A 14,450-nucleotide genomic window follows, 5' to 3' on the forward strand; every position below is an offset into this window, starting at 1 on the left:
ATCTTCACCCCACTATCTTTTAGATTTTATACGTAGTAAATTTGAGAAAAGCCCTGCAATGCCAACAGAGGGCTGTGTCTTTTCAGAAACATTATCACATAATATATTTGCTATTTCATAGACTGCCCTGGAAGAAGGGGCATTGGGATAAAGTATGGAATACGGCTTTTGTTGCATAACAGCTCTTGTTACATTTGAGTCCTGTGGTATACTACCTAAAAACTCCATTTTTATAGTCAGAAATCTTTCAACAACCAGATTTAGCTTGGTATATAGCTGCTTTCCTGCTTCCTTTGAATCTACCCTGTTAGCAAGCATCTTTATCGCTGTCTGATTAGAGGAAAATTCCAGTTTCCGGTTTAATATTTTTAGTAGTGCATAAGCATCTGTTATAGAAGTAGGCTCTGGGGTTGCCACCAATAATACTTCTGAACTGGCGGTTACAAATTCTAACACACTATCCGTAATGCCCGCACCAGTATCTATAATAATAATGTCTGCAAGAGAATCTAGTTCATAAAGCTTTTGGGTTAGATATGTTATCTGACTTTTTGTTACATTCGTAAGCTCCTGTATACCAGAACCCCCAGATATAAATCCGATATTTTCAGGTCCCTTTGTAATAATATCTTGCAGCTCCCTACCTCGAAACATTAAATCAGCCATATTATACTTTGGACGAATGCCAAGCATTACTTCAACATTAGCCAGTCCAAAATCAGCATCTAGAATAACAACTCGTTTACCCTGTCTGCTTAAGTTAATGGCAAGATTTACTGATACATTTGATTTTCCCACACCACCTTTGCCACTTGTTACTGTAATAACTCGTGACATACCATCCGGCTGGTTCTGTCTTTTTATAATGTTTCTTAATTGTTCAGCCTGGTCCATTAATCATTGCCTCCTAAAAGCTTCTTGGCGGTTTCCTGCGTATCAATTTTTGAAATATCGTCTGGAACGTTTTGTCCATAAGCTGCATAGGATAAATCAGCACTGGTTAACATCTTTATATTTAGTATATTACCTACAGAAATTGTTTCATCTAATTTTGTAAATATCAATCGGTAATTCGTTATTTCAGAATAACATTCGGTTATTCGGGTCAAATCCTTATATTTTGTTGTAGCACTAAGAACCAAATATATTTCTCTTTCTTCCTCTTCTACTGTATGAATCAATTTTTCGAGGTCATCTCTTTGTTCTCTGTTTTTATGAGAACGACCTGCCGTATCAACAAGAACGATATCATAATCGTTTAATTCCTTTTTCGCTTCTATTATTTCTTCTTCTGTATAGATTACCTTCATCGGTACACTAAGAATATTGGCATAGGTTCTTAACTGTTCTACTGCTGCAATACGATATGTATCCGATGTTAACATAGCGATTTTGGCCTTTTTATTTATTTTTAAATCAGATGCGATTTTAGCTATGGTAGTAGTCTTTCCAACACCAGTTGGTCCGATAAAAAAAACAAATTTAGTTTTTCCTTCTATCACTTCTATTGTCTTTGGTTGACCAAGCTTAAGTACAATTTTTTGATATACGTTAGATAGTATATTGTCAACGGCGGTATCTTTCTTAAATTTGTTTTCTATCTCACCAATTATTTGATTGACAAAAATCTCATCAACTTCATTTTTAACCAATTGATTATACACTAACTGCATATAGGAGGATTTTTTTTCTTCCTCTTCACTCTTTGGTTCAAGTACCTTTACCAGCTCCCTTTTATTTGTCTGCTTTTCCCTTAGCTGTGTTTCTAATAATTCTTGTAAATTATTTAATTTTTTTTCAATAGCAGAAGTATCTTCTCTAGTCTCAGTATTCACAGCTGCTGAAATATTCAGTGCCGAAATCACTTCACTATTATCATAAATCAAGTTAGGATTAAATTTAGGAGCAATCTTCTCTACTTTTAGAGTTTCTTTTTTTTCAGCTGCTAAAATTCCTGCCTCGTCAATGGCAGCCGTAACTTCCACAACCGGCTTGCGAAATAAACGGTACACTCCTCTGGGCGAAATAGTTTTTATGTTCATTACAATCGCATCTTTTCCCAATTCATCTTTTGCTAATAATATTGCCTCTGTTTCTGTACCTGCCTGAAATTTCTTAATAATCACTAAACTGTCACCATCCCTACCGACTGTAATTCAACATTGGATTCTATTTCATTGTAAGAAATCACAATTAAATCTTTAAAATAATCCTGAGTCAGCTTCTTAAAATACATTCTGACAATAGGAGAAGTTATAACGATTGGGCTTTTTCCGATGTTCTCAAGCTTCTGCACTTCTTCCTCTACAGATTGCATAATCCCTTTTGTCTTTTCCGGATCAAGAGCCAGATAAGCTCCCTGTTCTGTCTGCTTTACAGAACCCATTATCTCTTGTTCGATTTTTGGATCTAAGGTTACAACACTCGTTGTTTCACTAACAGGAAAATACTTGTTAGATATTGCTCTTTTTAAACTCTGTCGTACATATTCTGTAAGCACATCGGTATCTCTGGTTGTTGACGCATAATCTGCCAAGGTTTCAAAAATAGTAATTAAATCCCTGATTGAAATTCCTTCTTTAAGCAGATTCTGCAATACCTTTTGTATTTCTCCGACTCCTAACAGCTTAGGTACTAGTTCTGTAATAAGTGTTCCATTTGCTTCCTGAACATTATTAATAAGATTTTGAACATCCTGCCTTGTAAGAAGCTCATGTATATGGCCTCTAATAATTTCAGTTAAATGAGTGGCAATAATGGAAGGCGGATCTACTACCGTATACCCCACTGACTCCGCTCTTTCTCTCTGGCTTTCCGTAATCCAAATTGCCGGAAGGTGGAAAGAAGGTTCAAAGGTTGGTATACCTGTAATTTCTTCTTCTACATAGCCCGGATTCATTGCCATATAATGGTCAAAAAGTATCTCTCCTTCACTGACCGGTACTCCTTTTATCTTAATAACATACTGGTTCGGGTTTAACTGTATATTATCTCTAAGACGTATTATCGGCACAACACATCCTAATTCCAAGGCAACCTGTCTTCGGATTAGTACAACTCGGTCGAGTAAATCACCGCCCTGGTTAAAATCAGCTAATGGTATAATACCATAACCAAACTCAAGCTCAATTGGGTCTACCTGTAATAATGAGACAACATTCTCAGGTTTTCTGATTTCGTCACCAGAAGATTCCTCCATGGTCGCCATCTCTTCGATAGCCTCCACTTCCATCTTGCTGGCAATCGCTCTGCCGCATATGATAAAAACTACACCATACGCGCAAAATACTAAATCATTCAAAGGGGTAGCTATCCCTAAGAATATTAAGCTGCCTCCTACCATATACATAACTTTCGGTATGGAAAACAACTGCTTTAAGAGTAAATCGCCTGTATCCGTATCCTTAGAAACCTTCGTAACAAGAATTCCGGTGGATAAAGAAATGAGAAGAGCTGGAATCTGACTTACAAGACCATCCCCAATGGTTAATATGCTAAACTTTTCAAAGGCTTCTGCCATTCCCATGCCCTGTCGAAGCACTCCCATAGCCATTCCGCCAGCAAAATTAATCAAGGTAATAATAAGACCCGCAATGGCATCTCCTTTTACGTACTTTGTAGCACCGTCCATAGAACCAAAAAAAGTAGATTCTTCCTGTATTTTCTCCCGTCTTTCTCTTGCCTGGGCATCTGTTATTGCACCCGTATTCAAATCCGCATCAATGGCCATCTGCTTACCAGGCATAGCATCCAGAGTGAATCTGGCAGTTACCTCTGCTACACGCTCAGAGCCTTTATTGATAACTAAAAATTGCACCAGAAGTAATATAATGAATACGATAATTCCTACAATGGGATCACCTGCACCCACAAAGTTACCAAAGGTTTCGACAACATTCCCTGGTTCACCTGTGGTAATAATCAGTTTAGTAGAGGACACATTCAACGAAACACGAAATATTGTTGTAAATAACAATATTGTGGGAAAAGATGCCATATTTAAAACTTCTCTTGAGAATAACGAATTAAATAAAACAATTAATGCTATGGCTATATTCATCGCTAACATAATATCCAATAATAAGGACGGAATCGGCACAATCAAAAACATAATTGCTGCCAATAAATACAGGCCCACGGCCAAGTCAGTTTTTTTCATTAGAATTGCCCCCTAAACTACCTACATCTTTTTTATTTATTTAAATTATATACGTAAGCCAAAACCTCAGCAGTCATCTGATAAAGTTCAGGCGGTATTTCATTTCCAATTTCAACATTATAATATAACATTCTGGCAAGAGGCTTGTTTTCAACAATATGAATCTTATTCTCCCTCGCTGCCTCCTTAATTTTCTGAGCCAGATAATCTGCACCTTTCGCTAAAAGAATGGGTGCGTCTGACTTTTCTCTGTCATATTTTATAGCCGCCGCAAAATGTGTCGGGTTTGTTATAACCACATCTGCTTCCGGCAGACTTTGCATCATTCTGCGTTGAGAGACCTCTCTCATTTTTGCTTTTATCTTGCCTTTTATTTGAGGATCACCTTCCGATTGTTTGTACTCATCCTTTATTTCCTGCTTCGTCATCCTCATATCTTTTTTAAATTTAAACTTCTGGTATAAATAATCAGCCAAGCCTAGAATTAAAAATACAATACTGATATTTATCCCCAGTCCAATTACGATATTACCAATAAATATAATTGCCTGCATCAGTTCCATGTCATAAAGCTTTAACAACATAGCACTTTGATTCTTTAAAGTATTATAAGCAATAGTCAATATTGCTCCTATTTTAATAAGTTCTTTGAATAAATCTACAACTTTATCTTTAGAAAAAATCTTCTTCATCCCAGAAATTGGATTGAACTTGCTAAATTTAGGTTGTAACGGCTTAGCAGTTGGCTTCCATTTTACCTGGAACAAGTTAATCGCTACCACTGTAAAAAATGATGCTATTAATACGGGTATTAATATCTTTAATATTGAAAGTAATCCTTCTTGCATGAGTGCCCGTGAGGTATTAATATTGAATTCTTCTCCGGCTATTTTTTCAATATTATTATAAAACTCATAAAAGGCACCGAGAAATCCTTTTCCTATTGTCCCTACAAATACTTTTAAGGTTACGAATAATGTAAACAATGCTGCTGCCGTAACCAAATCTGTACTTTTTGCAACCTGCCCTTCTTGCCTAGCATCCGTTAATTTTTTTGCAGTAGGCTCCTCTGTTTTCTCTCCACCGGAGCCTTCTGCAAAAAATTGCAACTCGTATTTTAGTAGCCTTTCCATAGGTGATATACCTCCAGGTAAGTTTGTAGCCTGTCTAAGATAGTGCTTTTATGGAGGCCTTTATCATTTCCATTATCTGATCTGATATAAAACGTGATACATTTGGAGTAAATAATACTAAGAGAAATAAAATAAATAGACCAACCATAACTTTAAGCTGTAACCCGATAACAAACATATTAAGCTGAGGTGCTATCTTAGCTAATATTGCAAGTATTGCATTTACAATAAGTATTCCAGCAAAAACAGGTAGTACAATGCGAAAACCGATGATAAAATATTCTTTCATAAAATTTATCATTAATACATGCATATTGGGATTTATAACAGCTTTCCCTACCGGTATTACCTTGTAGGTATCCACCAAGGCACGGATAATGTAATGATGTAAATTCGTAGCCAACATAATCAGCATTACGATATAAGAATAGTAATTTCCGGTAATGGTGGTCTGTATATTGGATACAGGATCCAATTGATTTACCATGGAAAAACCTATCTCCATGTCAATCATTTGCCCGGCAAAATTTAAAATATAATAACTGACATTGGCAAAAAAACCAACTATAAAACCAACCATGGCTTCTTTTATTATAAGCGCAGCAAAACCGATAACTCCATCATAGGATATTTCAGCCGGTATCACCTGAAATACAATAATCGCCAAAAATAAAGAAAATCCAACCTTCACTTTTCGTGGAACGTTCTTAATACTGAAGAATGGTGCCGCATAAATAAAGGTTGTTATCCTCACAAATATTAATAAAAAAACTTCAAATCCGTTAATTGAAAATGTCATACAGAATTAATATAATACTCCAAATTTGTAATTAACTCTATAGTAAAGTCGCGTACTTCAGTCATCATCCAGCTTCCCAGCAACATAATAACCAAAAATATCGCCAAGAGTTTAGGAACAAATGTGAGGGTCTGCTCCTGAATAGATGTAACTGTCTGAAGTATACTTACAACAAGCCCTACAATTAGGGAAACGATTAGTAACGGTGCAGAGACTTTTATGATTAACCATAATGTCTGTCTGGCAATATCAATAATTATATTTTCATTCATCTAACTACCATACCCTTTCTGAATTCCTGTATCCTATCAGTAAAAGGTCTTAACCACTTCACCAATTATTAATCCCCAGCCATCAGCCAGTATAAATAACAGGATTTTAAATGGCATGGATATTGTAGTAGGTGGGAGCATCATCATACCCATAGACATAAGCGTTGATGCAACTACCATATCTATGATGATAAACGGAATATAAATTACAAAACCTATAATAAAAGCAGTCCGCAATTCACTAACAATAAAAGCCGGTATTATAACTGTTGTGGGTATTTCATCCAGGTTTTCTACCGTATCTATTTCTGCGATGTCCATAAACAGTCGCAGGTCATTGGGTCGCCCATCTAACTGATCCAGCATAAATTCTCTTATAGGTGCAACACCTGCTTTAAATGCCTGTTCCTGCGTAATTTCTCCTCTGGATAATGGCTGCACAGCCTCAGTATTAATCTGGCTAAAAACCGGATTCATAATAAAGAAAGTTAAAAATAATGCCAGACCAATTAATATCTGATTAGGAGGTGTTGTCTGAGTACCAAGTGCCGACCTTACAAAGTGAAGTACAATGATAATCCGTGTAAAGGACGTTACCATAATAAGTATGGACGGCGCCAGAGAAATTAATGTCAATACCAGCATCATCTGAAGAGTTGGTGCAAGCCCCCCCTCCTTAGAACCAGTATCCAGATTAAATTGAAATGGACCGATATTACCACTTACATTGGAATCTGACGTTGTATTTCCTTCCGTTGCTGCTTGTGTGCCGGTATTATTATTTGTACCGGTTGCAGATACGGTTGTAGCACAAAAAAAGGTTAATGTACATACTACAAATAAGACTCCTATGATCCCAAACATGTTTCTTCTGTGTCTTCTTATAAATGTACCCATGAATACCAACCTTTACTAATGATCTTATGATTGATCATCTTCCTTATTTTTATCTTTTGACTTTGTCATAGCTGCTTGAATTATTTCCTTGAAATTATATCCCTGCTGTTTATCAGTTTTTATTATTGTAACATCACTCTCCTGTAACTCAGCTACAACATTCATTTCATCTTTTCCAACTGCTATGACAAAATACCTTTTTCCTATCTGAACTAATTGCAGATATTTATTTTGGGTAACTTTAAATGTCTCAATTACTTTAAAGTTACTATTTTTCGTCATTCCCATTTTAACGCCCCCTACAAATTTTGTAGTAAGAACTGTTATAGCAAGAATGCCCACAAATAGAATGCTTACCCCAAGCAACTGAAGCAAGCTATCCCAAGTTGACGTTGCTGTCAATAATGTAATCATATGGCAACTCCCTTAAAAGGCAGCAAATAGATTAACCAACGGCTTTCTTTACCGCCTCAAGAACTCTATCAGCCTGGAATGGTTTCACAATAAAATCTTTAGCACCTGATTGAATAGATTCAATAACCATTGCCTGTTGTCCCATTGCTGAACACATAATAATATTTGCAGAAGGATCTGTTGCTTTAATCTTCTTTAACGCCTGAATACCATCCATCTCAGGCATAGTAATATCCATCATTACTAAGTCAGGTTTTGTTTCATTGTATTTTTCTACTGCTTTGACACCGTTTTCTGCTTCACCAACAATGGTGTAACCATTTTTGCTTAAGATATCCTTAATCATCATTCTCATAAATGCCGCGTCATCACATATTAAAATATTTTTAGCCATTATTTTTATCTCCTATCATGTTTAATTTATATTGAGCTAATTATATAATCACTTTTTCATTCAAGGAATAGTGATGTTATTTAACAATTTCAGTAACCCTGATACCAAAGGACTCCTCAATAACTACTACTTCGCCTTTTGCTACAAACTTACCATTAACCAATACATCAATTGGTTCTCCAGCCAATTTATTAAGTTCAATGATTGTGCCTGGTGAAAAATCTAGAATTTCTTTAATGGATTTGCTTGTTCTTCCCAGTTCAACTGTGACCTCTAAGGGTACGTCCATAATGAGACCAATATTTTCAGGTTGAACAACTGACTGCTGTGGCATAGTAAAAGGTTGAAAAAATGCTGGTTGTACATTAACATCTTGTACTGGTGGAACCATATTATTTCCTCCTGGATATCCTTGCATTTGAGGTGCAAAGGGTATTTGACCTTGCGGCATTGCTTGGGATTGCTGCCCTGCATTGGGGTTAACTGTTTCAACAGCTTTTTGCTGCTCCGCCTTTGCCGGTGCTGTATTTGCCTTTGTATTCTGTTGTTCTTTTGTAAACTGGCTATATAATTCTCTGGCAAAATCAAACGGATACAACTGCATTAATTCACTGTCAACCAAATCTCCAATTTCCATCTTAAAAGATACCTTAACAAATTGTTCTTTTAGAAACGGAGCAATATCAGCACCATCAATGGACTCGTTTAAATCTACTAATTTTGATAACGGTGGACTAATATCAACTCTTTTCTCTAACATAGACGAAATGGAAGTGGATGCGGAACCCATCATCTGGTTCATTGCTTCACTAATAGCACTTAAATGTAATTCAGACAAATCCCCTGATACATTTGTACCGTCTCCGCCCATCATTAAATCTGTAATAATCTTTACATCAGCTTCTTTTAAAATTAAAATATTATTACCGTCAAGTCCTTCCTTGTAATATATCTGAATAAATACACAGGGCCTGTCGTAATTATCTGCCAAATCATTCCAAGTAGCATATGATACAACCGGAGTTGTAATAACTACTTTTTGATTAACCAGGGAAGACAAAGTTGTTGCTGCTGTTCCCATGCTTATATTAGAAACTTCACCAATTGCATCCTTCTCTTCATCTGATAAGTTCCCCAGTTCATTGCTTGCTGTGTTTGCACTATCTATGTCAGAACCTATCCCACTTAGAAGCGCGTTGATCTCTTCTTGAGATAACATACCATCCATAATTGTTACTCCTCTCTGATAATTGATGAAATTCTTACTGCATAAGTATCTGAAGATGCGCCTGGTAACGCCTTGAATTTATTTATGTTACCTACGTAAATATCTAATTCATCATCGGTTTTTGTATTTAACTTGATAATATCTCCTATTTGCAGCCCTAAAAAGTCATTGACAGAAATTGCGCTTTTGCCAAGAACTGCTTTAATCGGAACTTTTGCTTTGGATATAGCCATTTCAATAAATTCCTGATAACTGTCATCATCTTTTACTTGCATTGTTGAGAACCAATATTTCGTATTTAACTTATCTACTACACTCTCCAAACATGCATATGGCAAACAGACGTTCATCATCCCTTCTACATTACCAATCTTTATGTTCATAGTAACGATAGAAATCATCTCACTAGGAGCTATAATCTGAGCAAATTGAGAATTTGTCTCAATCCTTGTAAGCCTGGGTTCCAATTGAATCACATTATTCCATGGCTCACTGAGCAGATTTGTACATACATTAAAAATTCGTTCTATAATAATTAACTCAATTTCAGTAAATTCTCTTGCTTTTTCTAAGGGAGAACCACCGCCACCTAACATCCGGTCAACCATAGCATAACCCAGATTGTCAGCAAGCTCTATAATTATATTCCCTTCCAAAGGTGAAAAATCTATTATACCTAATAGTACTGGGTTAGATAATGCATTTGTAAACTCTGAGTATGCGACTGCTTCAGAATTTATTACCTCCACTTGTACATTTTTTCTAAAGTAAGCCGGTAAATTCGTAGAAAGCAATCTCCCATAATGTTCAAATATTATCTCTAAAGTTCTAAGGTGCTCTTTTGAGAATTTTGATGGTCTGGCAAAATCATAATTTTTAACAGCTCTTTCGCCGTTCCCCTTAAATTCGTCCGCGTCTAGTTCACCACTGCTTAACGCCTTAAGCAGATTGTCAATCTCATTTTGAGACAAGACGTCGCCCATTGTCATTACCTCCCGGGTGATTACTTAATACTATAATAGCACATATTTCGAATAAAATCACCATTTTGTTTTATTCTGTTACCATATTCAGTGATACGCTAAATATAAAATCAGAGTCAAAGTATTCCTGAATTTTTAACAAAATATCTTCTTTCAATTTACTTTTTGTTTCAACTGTATTAATCTCCTGCATCGTATAACTTCTAACTTGATCACTAACAATTTCTTTTAGTACACTTAAATTGGTCTCCACCTTTGGCTGAAGTGCCTTATAGTCCTTAGCCTTCGTGTTAATAGATAAAGACACAGAAACCAACGCATAATGATTTTTACTGTTAACAGCTGTAGTACTATTATTAGAGGTAGTACTATTATTAGAGGTAGTACTGTTAACAGTTGTATTCTTTAGATTAACTGTTAAATCAGTGGGAAATTGATATACTTCAATATCCTTTATATCTACTGCCTTACTTTTTTCATCTGTGCCTTCTAACTCCAAGTCAATAGAAGTAGCCACTTTAGATATCAGTTCATTTGTTCTCATGGTTGTCGGAACTACTGCAAATACAAGTACAGCAGCAAGTACCATATTTAATATTCCAATTGCTAATATTATAATTGTCAAGAGATTCTTTTTCATGATGTCTCCCATCCGCCTACACAGGCATGCCCCTTCTGTCTTAATTATTTATATCATTATATATCTTAATTTCAACACGTCTGTTTTTTGCTTTTCCTACATCTGTCTCATTACCTGCTATCGGATCATATTCCCCTCTACCAGTCCATTTTAAAGTTTTAGGATCCATTCCTTTCTCCTTAATCAGGTACTCTGCTGCATTTAGCGCTCTGGCAGAAGACAACCAGTTATTATCAGGATATGAACTGCTGCGTATTGGCACATTATCTGTATGCCCTTCTATTTCAATCAGGTATTTATCATACAGCTTAACGACGTCTCCGACTTTACCAAAAATAGGGAGAGCCTCTGTTTTAATATCTGCTTTACCTGAGTCAAACAAAATAGAACCGCTTAATGATATTTTGACATATTGAAAATTAGGGTCGATACTTAATTCTATGTAATCTTCCAAATTTTTTTTATCAACAACATCTGAAATTTCATCATACATTTCTTGTGAAGCCTTTTTTTGTTGCTCTAATATTTCCTCAACCGCCTTATCAAAACTATCAACCTCTGCCTCATCATCACTTCGACCTGTCGTATTAAAATATTGATCAAAATCATTTAACTGAGATATACCAGATGAGATTAATCTACTTTCATCAATTACAGACCTTCCTCCACTAAAAATACTAAAACTATTAGTCATGGATTGTACTATTTTTTCATATTTCTCCGCGTCAACAGTAGAGGATGCAAAAAGTAAAACGAAGAAGCAAAGAAGCAGATTCATTAAGTCAGCAAAAGTATTCAGCCACGGCGCACCCGCACTACTCTCTTCGGCTTTTTTCTTCCTAGCCATCAACCTCACCACCTTCATTTACATCGAATTCAGCACGATTTGTGGGATTTAAGAAGGATTTTAATTTTTCTTCAATAACTCTAGGATTTTCACCTGCTTGTATTGATAATAATCCCTCAACAATTACTTCTTTCATCATAATCTCAGCAGCATTTCTTGCTTTTAGTTTATTAACTACCGGAATACATATCCAGTTTGCTAATACGGAGCCGTAGAATGTGGTAACTAAAGCAACCGCCATATTAGGGCCTATCGTAGAAGGATCATTTAAATCCTTTAACATATTAACCAGACCAATTAAGGTACCAATCATACCCCAGGCCGGACCCATGGCTGATAGCTTATCCCAAAAACCAATGGTATCACTATGTCTTCCTTCAATACATGACAATTCTGTTTCAAGAATACTTCGTACCAGTTCAGGGTCTGTTCCATCTACGATGAGCAGGATTCCCTTTTTCAAGAATTCATCCTCAATACTATTAGCAGTCTCTTCCAATGCCAGAAGACCTTCTTTTCTGGCGACATTTGACAATGCAATAATATTTTTTATGGTTTCCACATCGTTGTAAGCAGGTGTCTGTAATACCAGCTTAAAGGAAGCCAACTTTTCAACATATGTTTTGAGACTTGGTTCCATGGTCATTAATGTTGTAAAAGAACCACCAAAGGTTATTAATATAGACGGAATATCAATGAAGTTCATTATCTTTCCAAACGAAACACTCATTGTCCCCATATCAAATACAATACCAAAAATCATTAAAACAATTCCGCTTATTAACCCTATAATTGATGCAATATTCAAAATAGTCACCCACCTAACTTAAGTCTTTTGTACTCCTAATCTTCTTTTAAAAATCTCGAAAAAAGTTCTTTTTTGTAACATTTTACAAGATTAATTACTTCTTGTCTACTCTCTTTTACCAGTATTTTTTTCCCATTCGTCAATGTTATGACTGTGTCAGGAATTTCTTCAATTGTTTCTATTAAGTCGGCATTCACGGTTATATTAACATCATTCATTTTTGTTATATTAATCATTTTATCCCCATGCCTTTCTACAAATCGGTTCACCTAAAATCGCAACTGTATATATCGCCCTATTTATTTATAGGACTGCTGTTATCTACTTTTACAATTTAAATTTATAACAGCAGTCCTAAATTAATTTACCTTAATTAACGTTTCAGATTAATAAGCTCTTCCAAAAGGGAATCGGAAGTTGTAATAATTCTTGAATTCGCCTGGAAACCTCTTTGGGTAGTAATCATTTCTGTAAACTGAGCCGCCAAGTCTACATTTGACATTTCCACTACACCAGGTGTAAACTTTCCACCATCACTGCTTACATCATGTCCGATACCATCAAAAGAACCGGAGTTCTGGGTTTCAGAAAACATATTGTCACCAACTGCTTCAAGACCCGCAGGATTTGCAAAGGATGCAACTGCAATCTGACCTAATAATCTACTGTCACCATTGTCATATTTACCAAAGATTTTACCGTAATTATCAACGCCAATGCCTGTCATATTACCTGCCTTACGTCCTTTACCACTACCATCTGAAGCACCAGTATTACCTTCAATTGTAGATTTACCACTACCGCCATACATAGTCATTTTTGAGAAATCTACAGCAATTGGCGTAAAGGGACTATTTCCTGTAGCTGTAACCGTCAGATTTATTCCGGTATTACCTGCACCTCCTACACTGACAAAATCACCTGAACCTGAATGAAATTCAAGTACGGAAGGTGTGCCAGTAGCCGCTAAGGTTAAACCTGTTGTTGCGTTTACTGTTGCTGCGTAAGATACACCTCCAATAGCAACTGATGTAATTGCTGTTGCAGTATACGGATCTGCAGTTGTACCGGAACCTTTCATAAAGATAGATTTTCCGTTTTTATCAACGATATTATCTAAGGTAATATTGTATTGATTCGTTGCAGTACTCTGTTTCAAATTCAAGGTAGCGGTATATTCATTACCTGTAGCATCATAGAAAGTAATATTAGCCTTTCTTCCACTTGCTATTATCTGTGTATCCTTATTATCAATATTACCGGATACATATGCTTTTGTAGTCCCTTCCGGTGCAGAATACAGATTTTCAGGCTTCATTATCTGTAAGGCTGATACCGTATCTTGAATTACTTTCGTTGAATCTTTAGGGTCTACCTGCCACCCCATTACCGTAGCACCAGTCGGTGTACAAAGTGTACCATTTGCATCTACATCAAAAGACCCAGCCTTTGTAAAGTAATTGGTACCTGCATTGTTTACAACAAAGAAAGAATCTCCTGATATCATAAGGTCAAAAGGATTATCTGTTCTCTGTGCACCACCGGTTTTTGTAATGGCTGCTTTAATCCCTGCAACGCTGCTACCCAAACCAATCTGCATGGCATTACGTCCGGCAGCACCGGTATTCGTATTCGGACCGGTTGCACTTTGTACAGTCTGATAAAATATATCAGAAAATGTAACGGAACTGGCTTTAAAACCTATTGTATTAACGTTCGCTATATTATTACCTATAACGTCCATCTTGGTCTGGTGAACACTTAAACCTGAAACACCAGAATATAATGATCTCATCATAATGTAATGACCTCCTTATTAGTGGGTGTGTAATTACCCTGTCTGTCAATCAAGGGTACTATGCCTCCATTCGGTCCA

Annotated in this window: 16 protein-coding genes; all 16 read right to left on the bottom strand. The window is 36.1% G+C overall.

The features are described from left to right. Positions 1 to 12 precede the first annotated feature (12 nt). On the bottom strand, positions 13 to 894 hold the full coding sequence (locus acsn021_RS14000) for a MinD/ParA family protein (RefSeq protein ID WP_184093883.1): 882 nt from the start codon (positions 892 to 894) through the stop codon (positions 13 to 15). Next, on the bottom strand, positions 894 to 2,126 hold the full coding sequence (gene flhF / locus acsn021_RS14005; protein ID WP_184093885.1) for a flagellar biosynthesis protein FlhF: 1,233 nt from the start codon (positions 2,124 to 2,126) through the stop codon (positions 894 to 896). The genes acsn021_RS14000 and flhF overlap by 1 nt, the downstream gene beginning before the upstream one ends. Further along, positions 2,126 to 4,159, bottom strand: coding sequence for a flagellar biosynthesis protein FlhA (flhA, locus tag acsn021_RS14010; protein WP_184093887.1), 2,034 nt, complete (start codon positions 4,157 to 4,159; stop codon positions 2,126 to 2,128). The genes flhF and flhA overlap by 1 nt, the downstream gene beginning before the upstream one ends. Before the next feature lie 32 nt (positions 4,160 to 4,191). Then, positions 4,192 to 5,292, bottom strand: a complete 1,101-nt coding sequence (gene flhB / locus acsn021_RS14015; protein ID WP_184093889.1) for a flagellar biosynthesis protein FlhB — start codon at positions 5,290 to 5,292, stop codon at positions 4,192 to 4,194. 34 nt (positions 5,293 to 5,326) lie between these two features. Next, positions 5,327 to 6,091 (bottom strand): flagellar biosynthetic protein FliR, encoded by a 765-nt coding sequence (gene fliR, locus acsn021_RS14020; protein ID WP_184093891.1) that lies wholly within the window; start codon positions 6,089 to 6,091, stop codon positions 5,327 to 5,329. Then, complete coding sequence (gene fliQ / locus acsn021_RS14025) at positions 6,088 to 6,363, bottom strand: flagellar biosynthesis protein FliQ (RefSeq protein WP_184093893.1); 276 nt, start codon at positions 6,361 to 6,363, stop codon at positions 6,088 to 6,090. The genes fliR and fliQ overlap by 4 nt, the downstream gene beginning before the upstream one ends. Positions 6,364 to 6,399: 36 nt before the next feature. Next, positions 6,400 to 7,260 (bottom strand): flagellar type III secretion system pore protein FliP, encoded by an 861-nt coding sequence (gene fliP, locus acsn021_RS14030; RefSeq protein ID WP_243167925.1) that lies wholly within the window; start codon positions 7,258 to 7,260, stop codon positions 6,400 to 6,402. 24 nt (positions 7,261 to 7,284) lie between these two features. Further along, positions 7,285 to 7,674 carry a flagellar biosynthetic protein FliO gene (locus acsn021_RS14035; RefSeq protein WP_184093895.1) on the bottom strand — a complete coding sequence of 130 codons (390 nt, stop codon included), beginning with the start codon at positions 7,672 to 7,674 and terminating at the stop codon, positions 7,285 to 7,287. Between the two features lie 31 nt (positions 7,675 to 7,705). After that, positions 7,706 to 8,068 (bottom strand): response regulator, encoded by a 363-nt coding sequence (locus acsn021_RS14040; RefSeq protein WP_184093897.1) that lies wholly within the window; start codon positions 8,066 to 8,068, stop codon positions 7,706 to 7,708. 76 nt (positions 8,069 to 8,144) lie between these two features. Next, the gene (gene fliY, locus acsn021_RS14045; protein ID WP_184093899.1) at positions 8,145 to 9,296 is read right to left on the bottom strand and encodes a flagellar motor switch phosphatase FliY; all 1,152 of its coding nucleotides are present in this window, start codon (positions 9,294 to 9,296) and stop codon (positions 8,145 to 8,147) included. A 5-nt stretch (positions 9,297 to 9,301) separates the two neighbouring features. Beyond that, positions 9,302 to 10,279 (bottom strand): flagellar motor switch protein FliM, encoded by a 978-nt coding sequence (fliM, locus tag acsn021_RS14050; protein ID WP_184093901.1) that lies wholly within the window; start codon positions 10,277 to 10,279, stop codon positions 9,302 to 9,304. Between the two features lie 70 nt (positions 10,280 to 10,349). After that, on the bottom strand, positions 10,350 to 10,919 hold the full coding sequence (locus acsn021_RS14055) for a flagellar basal body-associated FliL family protein (protein WP_184093903.1): 570 nt from the start codon (positions 10,917 to 10,919) through the stop codon (positions 10,350 to 10,352). A 40-nt stretch (positions 10,920 to 10,959) separates the two neighbouring features. Continuing rightward, a complete protein-coding gene (locus acsn021_RS14060) occupies positions 10,960 to 11,766 on the bottom strand; it encodes an OmpA/MotB family protein (protein ID WP_243167926.1) in 807 nt (268 codons plus the stop codon). Further along, on the bottom strand, positions 11,759 to 12,583 hold the full coding sequence (locus acsn021_RS14065) for a motility protein A (RefSeq protein ID WP_408626129.1): 825 nt from the start codon (positions 12,581 to 12,583) through the stop codon (positions 11,759 to 11,761). Before acsn021_RS14065 ends, acsn021_RS14060 begins: the two co-directional genes overlap by 8 nt. 26 nt (positions 12,584 to 12,609) lie before the next feature. Beyond that, the gene (locus tag acsn021_RS14070; RefSeq protein WP_184093906.1) at positions 12,610 to 12,810 is read right to left on the bottom strand and encodes a flagellar FlbD family protein; all 201 of its coding nucleotides are present in this window, start codon (positions 12,808 to 12,810) and stop codon (positions 12,610 to 12,612) included. Positions 12,811 to 12,947: 137 nt separating this feature from the next. Then, complete coding sequence (locus acsn021_RS14075; protein WP_184093908.1) at positions 12,948 to 14,372, bottom strand: flagellar hook protein FlgE; 1,425 nt, start codon at positions 14,370 to 14,372, stop codon at positions 12,948 to 12,950. Between the last annotated feature and the right edge of the window lie 78 nt (positions 14,373 to 14,450).

The sequence above is a fragment of the Anaerocolumna cellulosilytica genome, from assembly GCF_014218335.1.
In the GTDB taxonomy this organism is placed as follows: Bacteria; Bacillota; Clostridia; order Lachnospirales; family Lachnospiraceae; genus Anaerocolumna; species Anaerocolumna cellulosilytica.